Source organism: Gordonia sp. w5E2 (assembly GCF_036540975.1).
Taxonomy (GTDB): domain Bacteria; phylum Actinomycetota; class Actinomycetes; order Mycobacteriales; family Mycobacteriaceae; genus Gordonia; species Gordonia jacobaea.
This window is the reverse complement of record NZ_CP144213.1, coordinates 684488-709076: the sequence shown is the minus strand read 5'-3', so window position 1 is coordinate 709076 and position 24589 is coordinate 684488. Positions and strand designations below refer to the sequence as shown.

22 protein-coding genes and 1 pseudogene are annotated in these 24589 nt (G+C 65.5%); 5 read left to right on the top strand and 18 right to left on the bottom strand.

Annotated features, from left to right (window positions below):
• Positions 1–11 precede the first annotated feature (11 nt).
• Complete coding sequence (gene lpdA, locus RND64_RS03135) at positions 12–1397, bottom strand: dihydrolipoyl dehydrogenase (protein ID WP_082937874.1); 1386 nt, start codon at positions 1395–1397, stop codon at positions 12–14.
• 116 nt (positions 1398–1513) lie between these two features.
• Between lpdA and RND64_RS03130 the strand changes: the two genes are divergently transcribed.
• Both RND64_RS03130 and RND64_RS03125 read left to right on the top strand, forming a co-directional pair.
• The gene (locus tag RND64_RS03130) at positions 1514–2116 is read left to right on the top strand and encodes a TetR/AcrR family transcriptional regulator (protein ID WP_049697620.1); all 603 of its coding nucleotides are present in this window, start codon (positions 1514–1516) and stop codon (positions 2114–2116) included.
• Positions 2113–3303: pseudogene (locus RND64_RS03125) on the top strand (oxidoreductase); the annotation flags it as partial. The gene RND64_RS03130 and the pseudogene RND64_RS03125, both read left to right, overlap by 4 nt.
• A 147-nt stretch (positions 3304–3450) precedes the next feature.
• On the opposite strand, the gene RND64_RS03120 reads toward RND64_RS03125, so the two are convergent.
• A complete protein-coding gene (locus tag RND64_RS03120; RefSeq protein WP_053117362.1) occupies positions 3451–5994 on the bottom strand; it encodes an AAA family ATPase in 2544 nt (847 codons plus the stop codon).
• A 160-nt stretch (positions 5995–6154) separates the two neighbouring features.
• Between RND64_RS03120 and RND64_RS03115 the strand changes: the two genes are divergently transcribed.
• Entirely contained in the window at positions 6155–8215 is a 2061-nt protein-coding gene (locus RND64_RS03115) for a prolyl oligopeptidase family serine peptidase (RefSeq protein WP_049697617.1), read from the top strand.
• A gap of 36 nt (positions 8216–8251) precedes the next feature.
• Here RND64_RS03115 and RND64_RS03110 read toward each other — a convergent pair whose 3' ends face one another.
• The 8 genes from RND64_RS03110 to RND64_RS03075 form a co-directional block, all read right to left on the bottom strand.
• Complete coding sequence (locus tag RND64_RS03110) at positions 8252–8971, bottom strand: rhomboid-like protein (RefSeq protein ID WP_235434283.1); 720 nt, start codon at positions 8969–8971, stop codon at positions 8252–8254.
• A gap of 74 nt (positions 8972–9045) precedes the next feature.
• On the bottom strand, positions 9046–9945 hold the full coding sequence (locus RND64_RS03105) for an alpha/beta fold hydrolase (protein ID WP_235434282.1): 900 nt from the start codon (positions 9943–9945) through the stop codon (positions 9046–9048).
• Positions 9942–10754, bottom strand: coding sequence for a hypothetical protein (locus RND64_RS03100; protein WP_049698009.1), 813 nt, complete (start codon positions 10752–10754; stop codon positions 9942–9944). Before RND64_RS03100 ends, RND64_RS03105 begins: the two co-directional genes overlap by 4 nt.
• Positions 10755–10806: 52 nt before the next feature.
• Entirely contained in the window at positions 10807–11754 is a 948-nt protein-coding gene (ppk2, locus tag RND64_RS03095; protein ID WP_049698008.1) for a polyphosphate kinase 2, read from the bottom strand.
• Positions 11755–11928: 174 nt separating this feature from the next.
• On the bottom strand, positions 11929–12447 hold the full coding sequence (locus RND64_RS03090) for a DUF6764 family protein (protein WP_049697616.1): 519 nt from the start codon (positions 12445–12447) through the stop codon (positions 11929–11931).
• Between the two features lie 185 nt (positions 12448–12632).
• Positions 12633–13073 carry an SRPBCC family protein gene (locus RND64_RS03085; RefSeq protein ID WP_049697615.1) on the bottom strand — a complete coding sequence of 147 codons (441 nt, stop codon included), beginning with the start codon at positions 13071–13073 and terminating at the stop codon, positions 12633–12635.
• A gap of 38 nt (positions 13074–13111) precedes the next feature.
• Entirely contained in the window at positions 13112–13789 is a 678-nt protein-coding gene (locus RND64_RS03080; protein WP_049697614.1) for a DUF4166 domain-containing protein, read from the bottom strand.
• Positions 13790–13933: 144 nt separating this feature from the next.
• Positions 13934–14479, bottom strand: coding sequence for a TetR/AcrR family transcriptional regulator (locus RND64_RS03075; protein WP_235434296.1), 546 nt, complete (start codon positions 14477–14479; stop codon positions 13934–13936).
• A gap of 96 nt (positions 14480–14575) precedes the next feature.
• Here RND64_RS03075 and RND64_RS03070 point away from each other — a divergent pair, with 96 nt between their 5' ends.
• Positions 14576–15064: a PaaI family thioesterase gene (locus tag RND64_RS03070; RefSeq protein WP_049697612.1), complete on the top strand. Its 489-nt coding sequence runs from the start codon at positions 14576–14578 to the stop codon at positions 15062–15064.
• On the opposite strand, the gene RND64_RS03065 is transcribed toward RND64_RS03070, so the two are convergent.
• Both RND64_RS03065 and RND64_RS03060 read right to left on the bottom strand, forming a co-directional pair.
• Positions 15061–15873 (bottom strand): tyrosine-protein phosphatase, encoded by an 813-nt coding sequence (locus tag RND64_RS03065; protein WP_049697611.1) that lies wholly within the window; start codon positions 15871–15873, stop codon positions 15061–15063. The two genes, RND64_RS03070 and RND64_RS03065, sit on opposite strands and share 4 nt — an antisense overlap.
• Positions 15874–15905: 32 nt before the next feature.
• Entirely contained in the window at positions 15906–17036 is a 1131-nt protein-coding gene (locus RND64_RS03060) for a DUF4331 family protein (protein WP_049697610.1), read from the bottom strand.
• A 129-nt stretch (positions 17037–17165) separates the two neighbouring features.
• Here RND64_RS03060 and RND64_RS03055 point away from each other — a divergent pair, with 129 nt between their 5' ends.
• Positions 17166–17918 carry an esterase/lipase family protein gene (locus RND64_RS03055; protein WP_049697609.1) on the top strand — a complete coding sequence of 251 codons (753 nt, stop codon included), beginning with the start codon at positions 17166–17168 and terminating at the stop codon, positions 17916–17918.
• 6 nt (positions 17919–17924) lie between these two features.
• Here RND64_RS03055 and RND64_RS03050 read toward each other — a convergent pair whose 3' ends face one another.
• The 6 genes from RND64_RS03050 to RND64_RS03025 form a co-directional block, all read right to left on the bottom strand.
• Positions 17925–18440, bottom strand: coding sequence for a hypothetical protein (locus RND64_RS03050; RefSeq protein ID WP_049697608.1), 516 nt, complete (start codon positions 18438–18440; stop codon positions 17925–17927).
• A gap of 131 nt (positions 18441–18571) precedes the next feature.
• Positions 18572–19240 carry a DsbA family oxidoreductase gene (locus RND64_RS03045; RefSeq protein WP_152929995.1) on the bottom strand — a complete coding sequence of 223 codons (669 nt, stop codon included), beginning with the start codon at positions 19238–19240 and terminating at the stop codon, positions 18572–18574.
• 97 nt (positions 19241–19337) lie between these two features.
• Positions 19338–20453, bottom strand: a complete 1116-nt coding sequence (locus tag RND64_RS03040) for a linear amide C-N hydrolase (RefSeq protein ID WP_049697606.1) — start codon at positions 20451–20453, stop codon at positions 19338–19340.
• Positions 20454–20829: 376 nt separating this feature from the next.
• Positions 20830–22455, bottom strand: coding sequence for a chaperonin GroEL (groL, locus tag RND64_RS03035; RefSeq protein WP_007238086.1), 1626 nt, complete (start codon positions 22453–22455; stop codon positions 20830–20832).
• A 188-nt stretch (positions 22456–22643) separates the two neighbouring features.
• Positions 22644–23810 carry an alkaline phosphatase family protein gene (locus RND64_RS03030; protein WP_083444314.1) on the bottom strand — a complete coding sequence of 389 codons (1167 nt, stop codon included), beginning with the start codon at positions 23808–23810 and terminating at the stop codon, positions 22644–22646.
• 116 nt (positions 23811–23926) lie between these two features.
• Positions 23927–24583, bottom strand: a complete 657-nt coding sequence (locus RND64_RS03025) for a GntR family transcriptional regulator (RefSeq protein ID WP_049697604.1) — start codon at positions 24581–24583, stop codon at positions 23927–23929.
• Positions 24584–24589 lie beyond the last annotated feature (6 nt).

Sequence of the window (24589 nt, the reverse complement as noted above, 5' to 3'; positions counted from 1 at the left end):
CTGCAGGTTTTCTACAGGTTGATCATGTGCCCGATCGCGCCATGGAACGTTTCTTGCATCGCTTCGCTCATGGTCGGGTGGGTGTGGACGTTGCGGGCCAGTTCCTTGGCGGTCAGGTCCCACTTCTGCGCGAGCGTGAGTTCGGGCAGCATCTCGGAGACGTTGTCGCCCACGAGGTGTGCGCCGAGGAGCTCGTCGGTGTCGGCGTTGGTGAGGAGCTTGACGAAGCCTGCGGTCTCGCCCATGCCGCGTGCCTTGCCGTTCGCACTGAACGGGAAGGTGGTGGCCTTGACGTTGAAGCCCTCGTCCTTGGCCTGCTGTTCGGTGAGTCCGAACGAGGCGACCTGCGGCTGGCAGAACGTCGCGCGGGGCATGAACCGGTAGTCGCCGAGGGTCATGGTCTCGGCGCCCGCGATGGTCTCCGCAGCGACGACGCCCTGGGCCTCGGCGACGTGTGCGAGCTGGAGCTTCGCGGTGACGTCGCCGATCGCGTAGATGCCGTCGACGTTGGTGCGCATGAAGTCGTCGATCGCGATGGCACCGCGTTCGGTGAGTTCGACGCCGGTGTTCTCGAGGCCGAATCCCTCGACGCGGGGAGCGAAGCCGACGGACATGAGTACGCGGTCGACGGTGACCTCGCCGTCGTTGCCCTTGGCGTCCTTGTAGGTGACGGTGACGTCGTTGCCGTTGTCGGTGACGGTCTGCACTCCGGTGGAGGTGAGGACCTTCACGCCGAGCTTCTTGTACTGCTTGGCGATCTCCTTGGAGACGTCGATGTCCTCATTGGGGAGCACGCGGTCGAGGAACTCGATGATCGTCACGTCGACGCCGTAGTTGGCGAGGACGTAGCCGAACTCCATGCCGATCGCGCCTGCTCCGACGATGACGATCGAGCCCGGCAGATCGCGGGTGAGGATCTGGGTCTCGTAGGTGACCACGTTGTCGGAAAGCTCGACGCCGGGCAGGAGCTTGACCACTGAGCCGGTGTCGATGATGACGTTGTCGAAGGTGATCTCGCGGTCGCCGACCTTGATGGTCTTGGCGTCGACGAAGGTGCCGTACCCCTCGATCTCGGTGATCTTGTTCTTTTTGTTCAGGTAGTGCACGCCCTTGGCGCTCGCGTCGGCGACGCTGCGACTGCGGTCGAATGCCGAGCCGAAGTCGAAGGTCACATCCCCGGACATCCCGAATGTCTTCGACTCATGGTTGAAGATATGGGCGAGTTCGGCATTGCGCAGCAACGCCTTGGACGGAATACATCCAACGTTCAGACAGACACCGCCCCAATACTTCTCTTCGATGATGGCGGTGTTCATGCCCAACTGGGCGGACCGGATCGCGGCCACGTACCCACCTGGACCTGCTCCCAGGACAACTGTTTCAAAGTGATCAGCCACGACTGTCAGCCTACGACTAGGGCCAGCCTGCGCGCAGAACGTCCCCCTTACTGACCCGAATCGACCGTTCCGGCAAATCGGCCACCGCGTCGTTCAATCATTGATTGAATCGCTGAATGAGCGTGTCCACGTCACCCACCCGCGAGCAATTGCTGCGGACAGCCGAGCGACTCTTCCTCACCGACGGCTACGACGCCGTCTCGGTGCGCGCCATCTGCGCGGGCGCGGGAGCCAATCCGGCAGCCGTTCACTACCACTTCGGATCGAAGGATCAGCTCGCGACGGCACTGCTCGAGGCGCGCCTCACGCCGCTCTGGGCAGATCAGCTCATGTCGATCGACACCTCGCGAGCCTCCGTGGCAGCGCTGGTCGACGTCGTGATCTCGCCGTTTGTCGAGATTCAACACGATCCCGCCGGCCACCTGCATCTGCAGCTGCTCGCGCGGTTCGTCCACGCGAATCCGGAGGCGCCCTGGCACGGTGCGTGGTTCGACCTCGACCGGTGGGCCGACATGCTGGTCGCGATGGTCGGTGCCCTCGGCCACGACCAGGCTCGACGACGCTGGGCACTCGCCTTCGAGCTGATCCTGTCGCGCTTCTCCGCCGAGCGTCCGCTGTCCGACGACGCCGTGACGTCGCTGACCGAGTTCGTCGTGGCCGGGCTCGGTCAGCCGTGTACACCGGCAACCGTCACCAACCCGGCCGCGGTCAGCTCGTGAACGGCACGTCGTCGACCCCCGACCCCTTCGAGCCGGCACGCCTTGGGCCGCTGACGCTGCGCAACCGACTCATCAAATGTGCGACGTTCGAGGGTGCGACGCCCGACGCGCTCGTCACCGACGATCTCGTCGAGTTCCACCGCGAGGTCGCGGCGGGCGGCGTCGCCATGAGCACGGTTGCGTACTGCGCGGTCAGCCCCGAGGGTCGGACCGATCGACATCAGATCTGGATGCGTCCCGAGGCGCAACCTGGCTTGCGTCGACTCACCGACGTTATCCACGCCGAAGGCGCGCTTGCCGCTGCACAGCTCGGCCACGCGGGGCCGGTCGCGAACTCGGCGTCAAATCGCGCGAAAGCGCTTGGTCCGTCGCGCATTCCGGCGCCGATGGGGATGTCGGTGACACGAAAGATCTCGGCTGAGAGCATCGCAGATCTCCGCACATCGTTTCGGCGGGCGGCGCGCATCGCAGTCGACTCGGGATTCGACGGACTCGAAATCCATTGCGGCCACAACTATCTCATCAGTTGTTTCCTTTCGCCGCTGCTCAACCACAGACACGACGGTTACGGAGGCTCACTGGTCAACCGTGCGCGGCTCGCGCGCGAAGTGGTCGAGTCGGTGCGTGACGAGGTCGGCGACTCGGCAGCCGTCTGGGTGAAACTCAACATGTACGACGGCGTGGGCGGCGTCGGGAGGTGGCGCGGATTCGACGTCGACGAGGCATGCGAGGTCGCGCGACTTCTGGAATCGGACGGCCACCTCGACGCGATCGAGCCGACGGCAGGCAGCTCACTGCTGAACCCGATGTACCTCTTCCACGGCGACGCACCGCGCGAGGCTTTCGCCGACGCCTTCCACGGCGCGATGCGGTGGGGACTGAAGGCTGCGGGCCCCTTCTTCCTCAAGCACTACGACTATCACCCCGGCTACCTGATGCCGCTCGCTCGCCGGCTGCGCGAGAGCATCGACCTGCCGATAATCCTGCTCGGCGGTATCACCGACCGCGAGACGATGGACGCCGCGCTGGGCGAGGGCTTCGACTATCTCGCGATGGGCCGCGCCCTGCTGCGCGAACCCGACCTACCGCTGCGGATCGCCGCCGACCCCGCCGTGCGCTCCCGGTGCACGCACTGCAACCTGTGTATGCCGACGATCTACTCGCGCACGCGGTGCCCGCTGCGCGAGTGGGCGCACCCGCCGCTGTTATCCGCTGGTCGAGCGCCCCACCGCCGGCCGAGCGCCCACCGCTGGTCGAGCTTGTCGAGACCACCGCTTGTCGAGACCACCGCCGGCCGAGCGTTATCCGCTGGTCGAGCTTGTCGAGACCACCCCTCAGCCCCGCAGGTGCTCGGCGAGGTAGCGGCCGGTGATCGACGCGGAACTGCTCGCGACCTCGCCGGGCGTTCCGAACGCGACGATCCGACCGCCCGCCTCGCCGCCCCCTGGCCCCATGTCGATGACGTAGTCGGCGTTGGCGATCACGTCCAGGTCATGCTCGATGACGATGACCGTCGCTCCGCGTTCGGTCAGTCGGGTCAGCACCTGCAGCAGCGTGCGCACGTCCAGCGGATGCAGCCCGACGCTCGGCTCGTCGAGGACGAACACCGTGTCGGACTGGTCGCGGTGCAACTGGTTCACCAGTTTCAGACGCTGTGCCTCGCCGCCGGACAGCGCCGGGGTTGATTCGCCGAGCGTCAGGTAGCCGAGTCCCAGTTCGTCAAGAGCCTTGAGCCGCTTAATCACTCGCGCCAGTCCCGATACTGCGGCGGCGGCGTCGCGGATCGTGTAGCCGAGCAGCTCCGGAAGCGACACTCCGTCGCGGGTGAACTCCCTCGCACGCGGCGCGAACCTGCTTCCCTTGCATTCGGGGCACACGATGTCGATGTCGGGCAGGAACTGTACGTCGAGTGAGACCTCGCCGGTACCTTCACATCTCGGGCACGAAAGCGATCCGGTGTTGTAGGAGAAGTCCGAAGCGGTCAAACCCGCAGCACGTGCGGTGTCGGTGTCGGCGTAGGCCCGACGGAGATCGTCCATCACACCGGAATAAGTTGCGACAGTTGACCGTACGTTGATTCCGATCGGCGTCGCGTCGACCACCTGGGGATGAAATCTCTTGCCCGAGGGCAGCTCCGGCACATCGAGTTCGACGACGTGGCGCGGGAGCCGCCCTGCAGGCTCTGTCGACAACGCCGCCAGCGCGGGTACGAACGACTCGAGCACCATCGTGGTCTTGCCCGAGCCCGATACCCCGGTGACGGCAACGAGCCGACCACGCGGAATGTCGACGGTCAGCGGTTCGACGGTGTGGATCGCCGACGTCTCGAGATGGAATGTCCCGAGCGCGAACACCTCGTCGCGCGGACTCTGCGCACGAACCACCACTTCCTCTGCGCCGGTGAGGAATCCGGCCAGGCGCGAATCCGGGTCGTCGGAAACCGCCGACACCGTTCCCTGCGCGATGACCCTGCCACCGTCACTTCCTGATCCGGGTCCGATCTCGACGAGCCATTCCGCCTGACGCAGAATCTGCACGTCGTGGTCGACGAAGACCACCGAATTGCCATCGGCGAGAAGGTCGTTCATTACACCGAGCAGACCCTCGATGTTCGCGGGATGCAGACCGATCGACGGCTCGTCGAGCACGTAGAGCACACCGGTGGTCCGATTGCGCACCGCCCGCGCGAGTTGTACGCGTTGCCGTTCGCCCGTCGACAGCGTGGCGCCCGCGCGGTCGAGGGTGAGATAGCCGAGTCCCAACTCGACGAGCCGCCGCGCCATACCGAACAGCGTGTCGACGAGTCCCTGTGCCATTTCCCGCATCTCGGGCGGCAGTGTCGCCGGAACCCCTGGCGCCCAGGCGAGTACATCGTCGAGCGAGAGCGCGGTGATATCCGCCAGATTGTCTTCGCCGATCCGTGGTGCCCGCGCAGCGTCGCTCAGTCGTGTGCCGTCACATGCGGGACACGTTCCGACAGTGAGGAAACGGCTCACCCGAGCCAGCCGCTTCTCGTTGTCGGCACGCTTGAGCTCCTCGGTGACCGTGAGCCGGGCATTGCGGAAGGTGAAGTCGAGGTCGTGCACGCCCTTCTTCGACGTGACGGTGATGTGCTTCTTCTCCTCCGGTCCGTCGAGCACGATCTCGCGTTCGTCGTCGGTGAGATCGCGCCAGGGCACGTCGGTGCGCACGCCGAACTCGCGGGCGATAGCGGGCTGCACGTTGAACCCGAACATGTTCCAGGGCACCACCGCGCCCTCGTCGAGGGTCTTGTCGGGGTCGGGGACGAGCGCGTCGTCGTCGACAGTCCGTACGACGCCGGTCCCCCCGCACGTCGGGCACGCGCCGCGCGAGTTGAAGGCGAGATCCTCGGCGCCCGGCGCATCGACCTGTGCGCCGCACACCGGGCAGGAGAACGGTCGCTCCGCCGCGACGTCGATCGTCGGAGGCACGTAGTGGCCGTTGGGACACCGATGCGACGCCAGGCGCGAGAACATCAGGCGCAGCACGTTGAGCAACTCGCTCGACGTACCGAACGTCGAACGCACTCCCGGTGGCGCGGGTCGCTGTCGCAGTGCGAGCGCCGCGGGTACGTGTTCGACGGAGTCGACGTTCGCGCGCGCTGCCTGCGCCATGCGGCGTCGGGTGTAGGTGGACAGCGCCTCGATGTAGCGCCGCGACCCCTCCGCGTACAGCACCCCGAGAGCCAGCGACGACTTCCCCGATCCGGACACCCCCGCGATTCCCACCAGCGCGCGCAGCGGAATATCGACGTCGAGATCGGCCAGGTTGTTCACCCGAGCCCCGCGCACGGAGATCTGATCGGGCTCTGCACTGCGACGCACAGGGGCGGACACGTGCTCGACGGAACGGCTCACCCTCTCGAGCCTATCCACGCCTGACCGTATCGACACGCTGCCGACACCGCCGACCAGCAGCGCGCCGACCCGAATACGCGGGCGCGCTATTTTGGCCAGTAGGTCCGTGTGAGCGGACGATCGACCACGCCAGACGTCCCCGACGAGAGGTTGCGCACCGATGACATCCGAGAGCACCGACCCTTACCTGTGGCTCGAGGAGGTCACCTCCGACTCCGCGCTCGACTGGGTGCGCGAGCACAACGCCCCGACCGTCGACCGGCTGACCGCGTCGAAGCGCTTCGCCGAGATCGAGGAACAGACCCTCGAAGCCCTCGACACCGACGACCGCATCCCCTACGTTCGACGCCGCGGCGACTACCTCTACAACTTCTGGCGCGACGCCACCAATACGCGCGGCCTGTGGCGCCGCACGACCCTCGACTCCTACATCACCGACGATCCCGAGTGGGACGTATTGATCGACGTCGACGAACTCGCCAAGTCCGAGGACGAGAACTGGGTGTGGAAGGGCGCGACGGCGCTGCGCCCCGATTATCGGCGAGTGCTGATCTCGCTGTCGCGCGGCGGTGCCGACGCCGCGGTGGTGCGCGAATTCGACCTCACCACACGCACCTGGGTCACCGACGGATTCACGCTCCCCGAGAACAAGTCGACGGTGAGTTGGATCGACGAGGACAACGTCTACGTCGGCACCGACTTCGGTACCGCACCCGACGGGCACAGCTCGCTGACCGAATCGGGATACCCGCGCATCGCGAAACGCTGGACGCGCGGCACCCCTCTCGACGACGCCGTCACCGTCTTCACCGGCGAACCGTCGGACATCTCGATCCGAGCCGTCTACGACGACACCCCCGGCTACGAACGTCATTTTGTTTCTCGCGCAACGGATTTCTTCAACTCTCTGCTCTTCGAGAACCGTGACGGCGAGCTCGTCCTCATCGACGTACCCACCGACGCGTACGCGGGCGTACGACGCGACTGGCTGCTGGTCATGACGCGCTCGGAATGGTCGCCGACGGGTCCCGACGGTCCGACGTACGCGCCCGGCACGCTCCTCACGTTCGACTATCAGGCCTACCTCGACGGCAACCGCGACGCCACAGTGCTCTTCGAGCCGGATGGCCACACCAGCCTCGTCGACTTCACGTTCACCAAGAACTACCTGATCATCACGACGCTGCACGACGTACACACGTCGATCACGGTGCTGACCGTTGGCGACTGGTCGCCCGTCGAGATAGCCGGATTACCGGGCCTGGCAACGATTTCCGTGCTCGACACCGACCCCGATCACAGCGACGAAGTCTTCTGGTCGGCCACGTCGTTCACCGAACCGCCCAGCCTGCTGCACGGCACGATCGGCTCCGACGACGCCACCGTGATCAAGCACAGCCCCGAGTTCTTCGACGCATCGGCAGTGACCACCGAGCAGTACTTCGCGACGTCCGACGACGGCACGCTCATCCCCTACTTCGTCGTTCGACGTACCGACGTCACGAGCGGGCCGACGCTGCTCTACGGGTACGGCGGCTTCGAAAATGCTCTCACCCCAGGCTATTTGACGGTTGCCGGGAGGGCATGGATCGAACGCGGCGGCATCTATGTGATCGCCAATATCCGTGGTGGCGGCGAGTACGGCCCCGCATGGCACACCGTGGCGCAGAAGGCGGGACGCCATCTCGTTTACGAGGACTTCTCCAGCGTTGCGAAGGACCTGGTCATTCGACGCTTCACGACTCCGGAACAGCTTGGTGCACAGGGCGGTTCGAATGGCGGACTGCTGATGGGCGTCATGCTCACCCGCTATCCCGAGCTCTTCGGTGCACTCGTCTGCCAGGTGCCGCTGATCGACATGTACCGCTACCACCTTCTGCTCGCGGGAGCGTCGTGGGTTGCCGAGTACGGCAATCCGGAAGACCCCGAGGAGTGGGCGTTCATGGAGCCGTTCTCGCCCTATCAGAACATCCGACGCGACGTCGACTACCCGCCGATCCTTGTGACGACCTCGACTCGCGACGATCGCGTACACCCGGGTCACGCGCGCAAACTCGTTGCGCGGCTTGAAGAAAACGGACACACCGTCGACTACTACGAGAACATCGAGGGCGGCCACGGCGGCGCCGCCGACAACAAGCAGGCGGCATACAAGTCGGCGCTGGCCTACGAGTTTCTCTGGGAGACGTTGGGTGAGACGGAGAAACAAGGCGAGAACTAGAGACGACGGCTCGTAGGCGCGGGTGCGCCTCGGCGTTCAGTCCGTCACGCGTTGCCGTCCACGCGTCCAACGCTCACGCAGCCGACGGGCCGAGGCGACGGGGTCCCACGCCTCGCCGCGTCCGCGCGTGATCGGGTACCACGCGAGCCCGATCAGCGCGGCGCTCAGATGGCCGATGTTGGTGAAACTGAGGTCGGTGATCACCGGAACGGCGTAGTAGATGAACACTCCCGCGAGGTAGATCCATCGCCAGGGTCGCGCGATCCGATATGTGAGTACTCCGACGACCCCGGCGAAGAAGTAGCTGACGCCGACATCCTGCACGTGGATCATGTCGGCGCTGCGGACGCCCTCGTGGATGGCGAGCCCCAGCACACCCTGACTGACGAACGTCGCGATGATGTGCGCCGATGCTCCGACGAGGAGCCAGCGCCACGAGCCAAGCCACCGCTCGGCGGGCACATGGAAGATGCAGAAGGCCACCGCCCAGGGCAGCCAGAACGCGCCGTCGATCCAGAACAGGCTGGTCCATAGGACGTGGATCGGATCGTGCGTGAGGTGTTCGAGGTTGGTCGAGCGTGCGCCGAGCACGCGATCGAGGTCGGCCGGGCTCATCAGGTGCTGCGCGATGGTCGTCGCCAACAAGACCGCGAGCCAGAGGAACGTCAGTGGTGCGCTGCGGAGGCACGACACGAGGTGGGCGGCCACACGTCGTGGTCGCCGGCTCGTCGTCGTGTCACCGGTTGCCTGCGTCATCGTGGTCAAGTGTGACGCACCGAAGGCTACTGCGCCCGCGATCGACGCTGACCGAGGTCATCCTCGGAGGAACCTCACAGCTCGTGCAGCCACTCGCAGACCAGGCGAGGCGCGGCCGGATCGCGCGCCCAACGGTTGTGCCCGAGTGGTGCTGCGATGTGCCGATGGTCGACGGCGCCGCGGGTGAACTTCGCGGTCATGGCGCCCATGACCTGCGGCGGTGCGTCGGCGTCGGCGCCGATCGTCACCGCGAGCACCGGGATGTCGATCTCTCCGAAAGCGGCCTCGTAGTCGATGTCGGCACCGCGTGGACTGAATCGGCCGTGCCTGTTCAGATACGTCCAATCGCGGATGAGCACGCGGGACTGCCTGCCGTAGCCCTCGACGACCGTTCCCGGCCAGAAGCCGACAGCATGCGAAATGCGGTACATCGCGAGCGGCCCCAACGAGGCCCGCAGACCCGAGCCGCCGCGGTAGAGCCTGTGGAACGGCACACCGGAGGCGATGAGAATGAGGCCGCTCAGTCGATGACTGTCGTCGGCGCCGAGGTGCGCCTGCCGCGCCGCATACAGCGACGCAATGTGTCCGCCCATCGAGTGACCGGCGACGAATAGCGGGCCTTCGGGGACCTGCCGTCGGGCGACGGCGATTGCCGACGGCACGTCGTCGACAACCATCTCCTGCTGGCCGAACGCGCTGGCGCGTGACGGGCGCGGCCTGCTTGCCCCCTGCCCGCGCAGGTCTGCGCACGCCACCGACACCCCGGCGGCGGCGCAGCGGGTGGCGAACAGGTCGAAGTAGCTTGCCGGAGTTCCCAGTCCGGGAAACAGAACGATCAGCGGCGTCGGGGCGACCGAGTCGGCGACGAAGATCCGCAGCGGCGTGCGGGTGCCGTCGGCGAGCACGACGTCGTCGATGACGTCGGGAGCGCGCTGCGGGGTGGAGAAGCCGGCACCCGCATTGGAGAAGGTCAACGCCTTCCGCCGAAGACCAGACGCACCACGACGCCGAACACAAAGATGCCAGCACCCACCAGCATCGAGATCACGCCGGTCCATTGCAGCTCTTGCGAGATGGTGTCGATCACGACGTCGGCGACTGGTTTGGCGCTGTTCTCCGACGACGAGAGGTCGTTCTTCACATATGCCCCGTAGAGATTCGCGCCCGCCCAGCACACCACGCCCGCGATGACCGCCGCGATGCCGAGCCACGCGATCACGGTCCCGCGTCGCCTTGCCACGAGCAACGCGATGACCGCAGCGATGATCCCCACGATCACCGACACCTTGCCGATCGTCGTGATCTGCTCGCCCGCCCGGTGATATGCGCCCGCGTGTAGCCCGGTGTTGCCGCTGGAGACCGGGATCGTGATGGAGCCGGAGACCGTGACACCGACACGCGCGCTCGCGAGCACGCGGTTGACCATCGGTGTGATGTCGAGTTGCATCGGCGCATTCGGGTCCGACGCCTCGTCGAACAGCCATTGGTGCTGCTGCTTGGCGACGTCGGCGAAGTCGGCGGGGAACTGCGAGCTGTTGGTATAGGCGTTTGCGAGCGGCCGCACGACGGACTCGGCTCCCGAAATCGACGTGCGCGAAGCGATCTCGTCGGTGATCTGGCCTGCGAGGTAGTCCTTGACCGCCTGGTCGTGACCGACCGGCTCGATCAGAGAGCTGAAGCCGTCGTCGCTGACGATTCGTTCGCTGATCCACACAGCGGGCACTGCAAGAACGATGGCTACGACCGCGACGATCGTCGCCAGACCACTGAGGAAGGTTCGCACGGCTATGACGCTACCGGTCGATGCTGACCTCTCGATGTGCGTTCGGCGGCGGTCACTCCCCGACCAGGTCGCGGGCACGCCCGACGATCAGCGGATCGGGCTGGCCGACGAATTCTTCGTCCTTGCCCTCGTAGTCGAATAGCGACAGCACGTAGCGCATCGCGTTGATGCGGGCACGCTTTTTATCGTTGCTCTTCACGACGGTCCACGGCGCGTGGTCGGTGTCGGTGCGCTCGAACATCGTCTCCTTGGCCGCGGTGTACGCGTCCCACTTGTCCAGGGAGGCCAGATCCATCGGCGAGAGCTTCCACTGCCGGACGGGGTCGATCTGTCGGATCGCGAACCGGGTGCGCTGCTCGAGCGGCGTGACCGAGAACCAGAACTTGATCAAGCTGATGCCGTCGTCGACGAGCATCTTCTCGAATCCGGGGGCCTGTCGCATGAACTCGTCGTACTGCTCGTCGGTGCAGAATCCCATGACCCGCTCGACGCCCGCTCTGTTGTACCAGGACCGGTCGAAGAAGATGATCTCGCCGCCTGCGGGCAGATGCTGCACGTAACGCTGGAAATACCACTGCGTGGATTCACGCTCGCTCGGCTTCTCCAACGCGACGGTGTGCGCGCCGCGCGGATTGAGGTGCTCGTTGAAACGTTTGATGGTGCCGCCCTTGCCCGCGGCGTCGCGTCCTTCGAAGAGCCACAGGTGACGTTGGCCGGTCTGCTTGGACCACTTCTGCATCTTCAACAGTTCGATCTGCAGTCGACGCTTGGTGATCTCGTACTCCCGACGGCTCATGCGCTCGTCGTACGGGTAATCCTCACGCCAGGTGTCCACCACATTGCGCTCGGGAAGCGTGAGGAGGATCGGGTCGTCGTCGTCATCGTCGTTCACCGTGAACTGCGTGGTGTCCTTCAGATCGACGAGCTGCTGGAGGGCCTCACGTCCGTTCAACTTGCTGAAATCGGGGCCGACGGCTTCGAGATCGTGTAACTCGGTCACCACCCAAAGATATGCGTATCCGGCAAACACCGCGTGGCAATGAGGTGAACTCGGCTTCGGCGAGAACGTGGCGTTGGTCCCGAAATGCAGACTGCCGACGCACCCCGTTGGGAGCGTCGGCAGTCGGCCCGGTACTCAAGACTTCAGTAGCGCGGGTTCAGTCGAAGAAGACGTTCAGTTGCGCAGGCTGATCGATCCCGAGCGCAGGCATGCCTTGCCGCTGCCCGAGTCGGCTGCCGCCGCGAACCCGCCGGAGCACGAGACGCCCTGCTCCGTCGCGACCGCCTGGCCGCCCCATCCGCCGACGGCGACCGAGTTGCTCCCGCGACGCGCCTGAGCGATCGACATCGCGCCCGGGCCGGTGGTGACCGAGTAGGCGTTACCGCCCGAGTTGGCTCCCGCGAGCGCCGTCGATCCCGGCTGCAGATTGTGTGCGCGGGCATGCCCTCCACCGTCGGCGACTGCCACCGCGGTGCCGCTCGACGAAGCGTCGGTCGCGCTTGCCGAGCTGCCTGCTCCCGCGCGCGCACCGCAACCGCTCGTGCCCGAGATGTGCTGTACCGAAGAGCCGTTGGCGGCATTACATTCTGTGCCCGCATGCGCATCACCGCCACCGAGCGCGAACCCGGCAACTAATCCCGCACCTCCGCAGACGACGGCGAAGACACGGACGGCAAAAGTGTTGATACGCAATTTATTTGGCCTCCAGAAGACGATCGGGCGTCACGCAGACGCGGGCAGCCCGATCAGCGTACCCCGCAACCGCCATCAGGAATACCGCGCAACCCACGTTCTCAGGTAACGGATAGGAAACGACGCCGGGTCCCCTCTCTCGGGACTCCGGCGTCGTTGTCAGGAAGTACGAAAAGCTATGTGGCTCAAGCCTTTGCGCGACGCTCCGCCTCGGCGGTCAAGCCTTTGCGCGCGGTGTCGACGGCGACCTTCTGCCCCCGCTTCACGATGAGTCCCGGCAGTTTGATCTTGAGGTCGACCAGCAACTCGAATTCGACGTGCGTGCTGTCGCCGTTATCGGTCAACGTGTACTTGCCCTGCTGCTCCGAGAGCGTCGTCGACTTGATCAGCGTCCACTCGCAGGTGGTGTCGGTCCACGAGTAATTCACCGACTGATCGTCGTTGATGCCTGCCGCATTGACGGTCATCGAGACCTCGTCCGGCGTGCCGTCATCGTGGGTGCTGACGATCTGCGCTGCTTTGTGGGGGCCGGACCATTCCGGGAGTGACTCGATGTCCATCAGGACTTCCATCACCACCGATAACGGTGCGGCGATATCGAATTCGGTCTTTGCTGAGACGGCCATGCTGAGCAACCTACCTTGTGCGTGTGATCGGGATGACGTCAATGCTCGCGGTCGACGAGGCGAAGCGGCCACGCCTCGTCCGGGATATCACGTAGACCGCAGGCGACGTCGACGGCGGTGAACCACCCGCGGAAGTGGATGACCTCGCCGACGACCGGATTCCGGACCGTGGCGTCGCAGCGGAAGCGCTCATGCTCGTCGTCCCATCCCTCGATGTACTTCATCTGGGTGGCGAACATGCCCTTCATCCCGACCTTGGGTCCGCGACCAAGCCAGCGCATCGGCCCGCTCTCGAGAAGCAGTTCGCCGGCCCGCGTCACCGACGGCTCGATGGGCCACAGCAGGTCCGGGCCGTCGCCGAAATAGTCGACGAGTCCGGACCTGCCGTCGACCAGAAGCGAGTTCAGCGCGCGGTCGCCGTTGGTGTAGGAGAAGGTGCGCAGCACGGCCAACGATTCACGGCCGAGTTCGTCGACGTAGCAGTACTGGTTCTGGGTGAACGGCACCATTCGGCTCGACCGCGCCGGGAACGCGTTTCGCTTGGCGTAGAACCAGACGAGCGGTGGCGGCAGCGCCGACGATACGTACACCGACTCGTAGATTCCGCTGCCGAGTTGGGCCACACCCGACGTCGAGTCGATCGAATACCGCCACGCGACGTTGGGGTGCAGTTTGTCGAAGTCGGAACCCAGCGCCTCCCGATACACCGGCGTCACGATTCCCTCCCCCCAAGCTTGCCCGGGTAGCAACAATCTGCCCGGGCCTGTGGGAGAACCTACTATGTGGCGCACAACACCGTGTAGAGACCTCCGGCCCGAGGTGGGCAGTATTGCCCGCGACGGTCGACGCGGTGGGCTGTTTCAGCCCACGACCACGGCGGATTCACACAGTCGGGAGAGTTCATCGATCACCAGATCAAGAGGTTCGACGCTGCGCTGGGTCATCGACAGTCCGACGGCCCCCTCGATACCCGCGATGATCAGATTCGCCAGCGAGTCGGCGCGCGCGTCGTCGACTCCCTCGTAGACGAGGCGTGCCGCGATCTGGTGGCGCCAGCGTCGAAAGATCTCGTCTGCCTCGTCGGCCATCGTCGGCTCGGCCCGCCGGGCGAGTCCCCCCGCGAGCACCGGGCAGCCGCGCTGGAAATCGGTGCTGACCAGCATCTTGCGCCAAACGTCTCCGATAGAGACCACGGCGTCGGCGGCCGAACCCGCGTGGGTGTCGGCGATTCGCGACGAGATGAACTCCCCCGCGTACCGCACGGCCTCGTTCATCAACTCCGACTTCCCGCCCGGGAAGTGGTGATAGATCGAACCGCGTGGCGCCTTGCTGGCCGCGAGAACGTCGCCGATCGACGTCCCCGGTACGCCGTCTCGCCCGATCAGATCCGCGGCGTAGACGATCATCCGGTCTCGCGGGCCGAGTTCCCCGTCATCGTGAGCCACCGTCACGCCGCCTTTCCCAGAACTCGACTATGCAGGTCTTCATAGTTGATTGCTTCTATGCAAGGATACATAGTCATGGAGCCATCCACCGCTGATACAGCAGCACCGAGCGACCCCGCAACCATGTCCGGACTGGAGTTGCTGCGCGCCTGGGCCGACAATCCCGACGACGCACGCCCGAGCATCGGACGCCTGCTCGGCATGCGCCCGGTCCGAGTCGACGAGGGTTCGGTCAGCTTCGCCGTCACCCCGCAGCCCGACTTCGCCAATCCGCTCGGCACCGTCCACGGCGGCATCTGCGCGACGCTGCTCGACTCTGTGATGGGTTGTGCAATCCACACCACACTCCCCGCGGGCGCGGGCTATACGACGCTGGAACTGAAGGTCAACTACATCCGTGCCGTGCAGACCGACGACGGCGAACTCACCGGTGTCGGCGAGATCATCCACGTCGGCGGGCGCACCGCCACCGCGGAGGGCAAGGTGTTCTCGGCCGACGGCAGGCTGGTCGCGCACGGTAGCACCACCTGCATCGTGTTTCGCTAGGCCGAGACGAGATAGGTGTCGCGCAGCGTGGTGAGCGCGTCGTCGTCGAACCCGAGTCCGGCGACGAAGTAACCCTCGATGTCGGAGTACTTCTGCCGTACCTCGTCGAACGCGCCGTCGAGGTAGGACGGGTCGACGCCGAGGATTGGGAGCAGGACGTCCGGGTCGCCGCCCGCAGCGGCGAAGTCGTCGAAGATCGGCTTCAACGCCGGGATCAGACGCTCATTGGTCAGCAAGTAGTCGTGATAGATGTCGTCCTTGTCGACGCCGAGAAGCGCCAGTAGCGACGCCGCAGCCCAGCCGGTGCGATCCTTGCCGGTGGTGCAGTGGAAGAGCGACGGCCCGTCGTATTCGCCGAGGAGCCCCTGGTAGTAGCCGCGATAGGAGCGCACAGCGCTCGGTAGCGAGACCATTCCGCGGTACGTGGCAGCGATGGCGTCGGCGGCCTTACCCCCCGCGAGTTCGCGCGAGGCCATTTTCACGGTCTCCGGGTCGGAGAAGAACTGCTGCAGATTTGCCGGCACCGCGGTTGTCGAATCGGCAAGGACGTCGAGGTGGATGTCGGCGACGTCGGGAAGCGCCGGATCGGGAAGTGCGGTCCGCTCGGCCTCCGAACGCAGGTCGTAGATCGTGCGGACACCGAGACTCTCGAAAGTAGGCAGATCGGCCGTAGCCATCGAACGGAAATCCGTCGAGCGGTACAGCCGGTCGGATACGACGACCCTGCCACCGTGCCCGCGGTAGCCGCCGAGGTCGCGCAGGTTGGGCAGACTGGAGACGGGACTCGGCGCACCGGGCTTCAAGGGCATGGCACCGAGTCTTCCAGATGACCTGTCGCGATTCAGTGAGACCCGGGCGCCTCCGGCGGATTCGGATTGGCGGGGGCGAGGTACGGGAACGTGTCACTTGCGAGGCGGGTCGGGGCGTCGACGTGATCGCTGATGCGCGGCCCCTTCGCAGCGTTGACGAGGTAGGTGTACAGGGTGTCCATGCAGTCGTCGTTGAGCGAGCGTCCGCCCATCGTCTCGTGCGGTCGGCCGTCGCGGACGGCGCGTTCGATCTCGAGAAAAGTGTTGTCGCCGAAGGGCTTCCACGCGTCGACGATCATGAAGTCGGCGAGCAGCATCTCGGCGAGCGGGTGGTTGCCGTCGGCGTCGACCGGCCAGTCCACGTTGCCGTCGAGACCGTCCCAGTAGGCGAGGTTGGCGTTCAGCCGCGCGTGGTAGGCGCCGAGGTAGTCGGGGCCGAGCGCGAAAGCGTCCTCGGCGTTGAACAGGTCGCGGATCTCCAGATCGCGATTGACGGTGTCGTAGTTCTTCATGCCGAGGATCGCGTTCTCGAACTCGGGTCGACCGAACCGCTCCCACCGGACCGTAATCTTGCCGCCGATGACGCTCTCCCCGACGACGGCGACAATGCTGCCGTCGCCGACAAGCGGCTCGAGATCTACTTCGACGACGATGCTCATCACGTTCTTGCCGTCACCGAGGATGCTGCCGTGGTCGGTGAACGAGAGCTTCCCGGTCGAGATGGTGTTGACCAGCGCGGTTGCGTCGCTGAAGAACGGATCCCACCGGGGGCCTCCGAAGGCGCGCACCCCGTCGGTGGCACCGCCCGCCTCGTCGTCGACTGCGAACGCGACCGACGTACCCGTTGGGTTGCCACCGACGGACACCGTGCAGGTGCCGGTCTGGGCGACGTCCGGGGTGGTGAACGTGCAGTCGATGGCGACCTCTGCCTCAGCGTCGGCCGCCGAGAAGAGCGCGGGCTCGGACGCGTCGACGGTGATCGGGCGGATGCGGAACCGATAGATCAGGGCATCCGAGAAGCGTCCGTTCGGGGGCGTCCACGGCACGAGGTTGAGCACCAGGCCCAGACGACCTTGCGCTCCCGGGACCGTGAACGCGTACATGTCGGTGATGTCGGCTTCGGGAAGTTGATGGGCCCGCGGCCCAGAGTTGTGGTGCGACATGGGAATTCCCCTCGCTGGTCCAAATCGGCTTCGAAGACCAACGCTACCGACCGTCGCCGACGACGGCCCTCCGAGCGGGTTCACCGCATAGGTTAGTAAGGCAAGGCTAAGCATGGCTAGAATGCCCGCATGAGAATTCTTCGCCGCCTCACCGCGATCGTCGCCCTCACCGCCGCTGCCGCCGGGGTTGCGTTGGCAGCGCCGACGACGACCGCAGATGCCGCTGCGCCGCGCGGAACACTCCTCATCGTGCCCGGCCAGTCGTTCGGAGCCGCTCCGTACACGCTGATGGCCGACGCGCTGCGCCGTGATGGCTACCGGGTGCGCGTCCTCGACCTCATGGGCACGCAACTCCTCTCCGACTCGCGCGCCATCGGCAGGGCAGTCGACGCAGAGAAGAAGGCCAGACCGTCGACGCCTGTGTCGCTCGTCGGACACAGCGTCGGCGGCGTGACGACGCGCTACTACGTGAAGAAGCTCGGCGGCGCGTCGAAGGTGGCCAACGTAATCGCCGTCGGCACACCGGAATACGGCTCGCCGGGCGGATGCAACCAACCCGGCGCCGACGGACAGTTGTGCCCGGGCAGTGCGTTCCTGCGTGAACTCAATGCAGGAGACGACACCCCTGGACCCACCAGGTACTACCGCATTCGCAGCGCGTACGAATGGGTGACCGGCGACCTCGACGGCGGCCAGTGCCGTGTCACGCCGTTGCCCGCATTCGTCGCACCGACCGGCTACACCGAGCACACGGCCGAGGCCGTCAATCCCGCAGTATTCCAAGCTGTTTCGCGTGCAGCAGCCGGAAACTGCGACGGACAGTTCGTCGATCAACCCGACGGCCAGTTGACCGCCGAGAACTCACTTCGACCGCAGCGCTGAGTTGGTTCAGCGCGGGCAATTGACTGTGTAATCCCAGACGGTGCCGCTCTCCGGCCCGGTGACCTTGACCGTCACGTAGTTGGCGACACCCGGCGGCACGTTGACCACGATGCTGCCCTCGCCCTTGTTGATGCGGTCGCCGACATATCCGGTGCTGCGAATCAGCCGGCCCTGGTAGAACACGTCGATCTTGTCCGGCTGAATTCGGGTGTCGTAGTTGAGGGTGAACGACGTCGGACCGGTACGGCCGATGATGTGCTTGGTCTCGGTCACGCCCTGCCCACCCGACTTCGTCGACTGATTGCACTGCTGGACCTTGGGCGAACCGCCACCCGTGCTCCCGAGCCCGAGTTGTTCGATGACCTCCGGCGGCACCGCCTTCAGCAGGTCCTCGGCCGACCCCGTGTCGACGCTGCTTCCGGTCGAGGTATCAGCGACGGCCGCCCCTGGTACGCCCAGCGCACCCAGCGCCGAGGCGACCCCGATCACCAATGCGAAACGTCGAAACCTGTTGAGAGACATAGAACCCCTTCGGTGAGAGTTGTTGTGCACCCACCGTATTGAGTCCGTGCGCCGACTCGTGTCACCCGAAGATACGAAACTTCACCAAAGTGATTCGATCGGATTACATTGGTGAATCAATGTAACGAGTTCTAGGTTTCAGCGCGTTCGGCGAGGACCTGGCCGATGGCCTGCGCGAGCACCTCGGGCGGTTGAGCACCCGAGACGCCGTAGCGACCGTCGATCACAAAGAACGGCACACCGCTGATTCCGTATGCACTCGCCTGCTCGAGGTCGGCGTCGACGGCGTCCGCGTACGTCCCTGCGCGCAAAGCCTTTTCGACGTCGTCTCGGTCGAGACCGATCTCGGCCGCAAGGTCGGCGAGTTCGTCGATGCCGCCGATGTGCTTTCCTTCGGTGAAGTGTGCGGCGAACAGACGCTCGGCCATATCAGCCTGCCGGCCAACACTTTTGGCGTAGTGCAGCAGTTCGTGGGCCTTGCGGGTGTTGGCGTGGCGCGCGATGTCGAAGTCGTAGTGCAGGCCGGCATCAGCGGCGACCTGGGTGACGTGGGCAAACATCTGCCTGACCTGCTCGGCAGGCATTCCCTTGCTCTGCACCAGGAAATCGATCTCGGGAGCGTCCGTCTCCGGCGGTGTGTCGGGAGCGAGTAGGTAGCTGTGGAAGTCGACAGAAACAACGTTGGGGTCGACGTCGTCGGAGTCGTCGAGGAGCGCGAGCGCGGCGTCGAGGTTCCGCTTGCCGATGTAGCACCACGGGCAAGCGATATCCGACCAGACGTCGATGGGTAAAGTACTCATGCACTGTGCAACGCCGAGGCGTCGGTGCCACATTCCGCGGCGCCGACGGTACCGCCGAATGTGTAGGGGACGTGTGACCGTGTCAGGTCACACCGCCTCACGTCGCGTCGACGAATTCCGCGAGCTTTGCGTCCACCTTTTCCTGGACCGTCTTGATGCGATCCTCGATCGGCTTCGTTGAGTCCAAGCTTTCTTTTGCCTTGGCGGCTACTTCGCCGATCAGTTTTGCCTGCTCGATGGAAACGATATGGAACTTGTGCTTTTCGAACTTGTGGGCCACATTGCCCGAAAGCCCATTCTCGACCGTGAGACCTTTGACCAGATCCAACTTGGCGTCGCCGGAACCCTCGGTGAAGTCGAGGTCCTTCAAATCGACCCACACGACGTTCGGGCATGTCACGGACTCGAAGATGTAGCGCGGGTTGGTCAGGTCGATGACGACCTGCCACAGCGTCGTCGACGCATCTGGCTTGCCGGGTTCGGGAATCCGGTACGGCTGCGCGGCATTTCGGATAATGCTCGCCATGGCGGCGGTGGCCTGCACGCGTGACTTCGGCTCTGGTTGGTTGTGCACGTAGTAGGTGGCGCGAGCGAAACGGTCGGGGGCGGCGCATGTACCCGGTAGGGGTTGGTCGCCGCCGAGACCCTCATACTTCTTCACGAGTTCGAGTTGTTGGTCGTAGCTGGGCGAATTCGTCATCACCCAGTAGTCCTCGCTGTGATAGACGTCCAGCTTGCCGTCGATGTACTCGAAGATGGCCGAATCGCCCGTCGCGTCATCGATCGCGAGGTGGATCGCAGGTTTGCTGCCGCCGGTCGGGTCCGTCATGGGGATCACCTGCGGGTTGTTTTCTTCTACCCACCGGACGGCTTCTGCCACCGACGCGAAGTTGTCGAGGAAGTACTGCAGCCACACCGACATCGCGAGCTGAGGGCGGTCGGGGTCGGGGTCACCGTACTCGGATTCGGCCAGCCACAGGATGTGACCCGCCAGACCTTTCTCGTTGACCCCGTCGGTCGAGAGGATGTCGTAGACGCCGGCGATCACACTGCCGTACTTGGAGGTCCACTTCAGCTTTCCCTCGACGCGATCATTACGGTCGACGCCGCGCGGGAGCTTCCAGAGATTGGTGTGGAGATCCTGGTGGAAATCCATGTTGCGGCCGACGATCACAGAACCGTTGGCCTCTGGCCACATCACCCGTGTACACACAGGAATCCACTTCCGTTCGTTGTTGACAACACCGACGAGACACTTCGCCGCGACGCGCGAAATATCGATCCGAGCATGCCACGAATAAACGTGGGTCGCTTACTTCACGGTAGCCGCGTGAATCAGCCCGGCGCGCGATAAGTCTCAGAATCATTCCGCGGCGTCTCGAATTAAGTCATGCGGCGCCCACTCGACGCGATACAACGCCCAGTCGACGGGAACGCCGAAGGCCGGCCACCCTTTCGGGTGACCGGCCTTCGGTGTGTTCGCTATGCAGCGGTGGGTGGGATCAGAATCCCATCCCCGTCGTAGACGGGATCAGAATCCCATCCCCGTCGTAGACGGGATCAGAATCCCATCCTCGTCGGAGACGAGATCAGAATCCCATTCCGCCCATCTCGTCGGCGCCTGGCATGGCCGGGGCCGGGTTCTTCTCGGGCTTGTCGGCGACGACGGCCTCGGTGGTGAGGAACAGAGCCGCGATCGACGCTGCGTTCTGCAGGGCCGAGCGGGTGACCTTGACCGGGTCGTTGATGCCTGCGGCGAGCAGATCCTCGTAGGTGCCGGTGGCGGCGTTGAGGCCGGTGCCCAGCGGCGAGTTGAGGATCTTGTCGGCGACGACGCCGGGCTCGAGCCCTGCGTTGACGGCGATCTGCTTGGCCGGAGCCGACAGCGCGACGCGCACGATGTTGGTACCGGTCGCCTCGTCGCCCTCGAGGGTCAGCGAGTCGATGGCAGGCTCGGACTGCAGCAGAGCCACGCCGCCACCGGCGACGATGCCCTCTTCGACGGCAGCCTTCGCGTTGCGGACGGCGTCCTCGATGCGGTGCTTGCGCTCCTTGAGCTCGACCTCGGTGGCCGCGCCCGCCTTGATGACTGCAACGCCACCGGCCAGCTTGGCCAGGCGCTCCTGCAGCTTCTCACGGTCGTAGTCGGAGTCGCTGTTCTCGATCTCGGTGCGGATCTGCGACACGCGTCCGGCGATGGCGTCTGCGTCGCCCGCGCCGTCGACGATGGTGGTCTCGTCCTTGGTGACGACGACCTTGCGAGCCTGGCCGAGCTGCTCGAGACCGGCACCCTCCAGCGAGAGGCCGACCTCTTCGCTGATGACCTCGCCACCGGTGAGGATGGCGATGTCGGCGAGCATGGCCTTGCGGCGGTCACCGAAGCCGGGAGCCTTGACGGCAACAGACTTGAAGGTGCCGCGGATCTTGTTGACCACCAGAGTCGAGAGGGCTTCGCCCTCGACGTCCTCGGCGATGATCAGCAGCGGCTTGCCCGACTGGATGACCTTCTCCAGCAGCGGGAGCAGATCCTTGACGGTCGAGACCTTGCCCGAGACGAGCAAGATGTACGGGTCGTCGAGGACGGCTTCCTGGCGCTCGGGGTCGGTCACGAAGTAGCCCGAGATGTAGCCCTTGTCGAAGCGCATACCCTCGGTGAGCTCGAGCTGGAGTCCGAAGGTGTTGGACTCCTCGACGGTGATGACGCCTTCCTTGCCGACCTTGTCCATCGCCTCGGCGATGAGCTCGCCGATCGAGGGGTCGCCTGCCGAGATACCAGCGGTCGCAGCGATCTGCTCCTTGGTCTCGACCTCCTTGGCGCTCTTCAGCAGCGACTCGGTGACGGCGTCGACAGCCTGCTCGATGCCGCGCTTGAGGCCCATCGGGTTGGCGCCTGCGGCAACGTTGCGCAGACCCTCACGCACGAGTGCCTGAGCCAGAACGGTTGCGGTGGTGGTGCCGTCGCCAGCGACGTCGTCAGTCTTCTTGGCGACCTCCTTGACGAGCTCGGCACCGATCTTCTCGTAGGGGTCCTCGAGCTCGATCTCCTTGGCGATGGACACGCCATCGTTGGTGATCGTGGGGGCGCCCCACTTCTTCTCCAGAACGACGTTGCGACCCTTGGGTCCCAACGTCACCTTGACTGCGTCGGCGAGGGTGTTGAGACCCCGCTCGAGGCCGCGACGGGCCTCTTCATCGAACGCGATTTGCTTGGCCATGGGTAAGTGATCCTCCGATAGGGGGTGACACTAGGTTTGTATGGCCGGACTCGGTGCCCGCGACGGACGACCGGTGTGTCATTCGGTACCGATCTCACCGTCCCGACCTAGCACTCACGATCCGTGAGTGCCAACGTCCGTTTTAGCACTCGACCCCGGTGAGTGCAAGGTCAACGGTGAGGAGCGGTCTACGCGGGATCGTTGCCGATCAGCAGCGGCACCAGCAGTTCATCGGCAGTCCAGCCACCGTGGTGCCCGAGCATGCGCGACTCCCCCGGCTCAGCGGCCGGTCGGGTGAGCACCGTACGGTCCTTTGCCACGACGACGAGATCGCCGATGCGCGCAGCGGTTCGATCGGCGGTGCAGGGTCCGTACCAGTGTTCGGCGAGAACCTGTTCGCGCGGCGCGACGTGCGCGTCGTCGCCGAGGAGATTGCGCCAGGCATCCGCGACGTCGTCGACGGCCCCGTCGATCGCGTAGACGTGGCGCACCCGCGCCTCGCCCGCGACCCGTGCGACGCCCGCCGACAACGCGGGCTCGGCGTCGAGGTCGATGGCCTTTCCCGCGCGCAGCATCCCGTGGTCGCCGGTCACGACGAGGGTGGCGTCGGACGGAAGGTCGGTGAGGATGCCGGCGACAAGGGAATCGACAGTTCGCAGTGCGTCGCACCAGGGGTCGGAGCCCGGACCGTAGATGTGACCGGCGGTGTCGAGGTCGGCGAGATATGCGTAGACGACTCGCGGCCGGTGTGAGCGGGGCAGCGTCCTGGTCAGCGCGGTGGTGATGCCTGCTCGAACCTCGGCCGGAGCCTTGGCGGGGAGATGTCTGCCTGCGGTACCGGAGGCGACGGAGGTGAAGCCCGTGTCCTTGAACTCGCCGGGCATCACCTGAAAGACGCGCACCCCCGACCGCTCGAGCGCGCCCACCGCGCCGTCGCCGTCTCCCGGGGTAAGTGCGGTCGGCGGATAGACGTCGTAGGCCGACGGGCCGTCGGCGCTGTCGAGTGTCCAGCGCAGCATGTTCAGCGTGCGGGCCGGACCGTGACTGCGGGCCGCGTCGTCCGGCACGAAGCTGTAGCCGATGATCCCGTGCTCACCCGCCGGTTCGCCGCGCATCAGGCTGGTGATCGACGTCGCCGTTGTCGACGGGAAGCCCGCCCGCAGCACGGCGCCCTGCAGTCCGGTGAGTGTCGGTGCGAGGTGTGCGTGGGCGGCGAGCTGCCGTTCGCCGAGGCCGTCGACGAGCAGCAGCACCACCGACGCCGCGTCGAGTTCGGGGAGGCGACTGCGCTCGCTCGCCGTCGGCCGATCGCCACCGACGGAGTCGACGCCGAGGCACCGCCCGATCCAGGGCATCACGTCGGCGAGCGTGTCCGGGTACTCGCCCCACAGCTGCGGCGGCAGGTCAGTGAGTTCGCGCGCCCCCGTCGCGCCTGTCCCCGCCGCGCCTGTCCCCGTCACGCTGTGCGCAGTCACGATCTGAGCAACCGAACCAAGACTCCGGCGGCGTGTGCCTGTGCCGCGATCTGCGCCCCCGCGGCGTCGCCTGCTTCCAGCGCACTGACGATTCGATGATGCTCTGCCACCGCGAGACGTCGGTTGACGTCGTGCTGCCACATGTCGGAGCGGTACAGGTGCGACTGTGTGTCGAGTTTGAACAACGCGTCGCACAGCGGTTTGTTGCCCGACAGGGACCGCACCGCGGTGTGGAAGTCGAGGTCGAGTTGGGAGTCTCGGTGGTGATCAGCGGCCTCGGCGAGCAGTGCCTCCTGGGTGCGCACCTGCTCCCACAGGTCGTCGATCTCGGCGTAGGTCACGCGTTCGACGGCTTGCCGGGCGGCGAGACCGTCGAGCACCTCGCGAACCTCGAAGACGTGGCGCAGACTAGCCTCGTCGAGCGCGGCGACCTTGGCGCCGACACGCGGTGTGTACTCGGCGAGTCCTTCGACGACGAGTTGCTGCACCGCCTCGCGGACCGGGCTGCGCGACACTTCGAGACGCGCGGCAAGTCCCGGCACGCTCAGCGGGGTGCCGGGGGCCATCTGCCCGGCGAAGATCTCGTCGCGGAGTCGGCGCACCACCGACTGCGTCAGCAATGCGCCCTCACCGCCTCCAACCGTCACGGTCATCGAGCG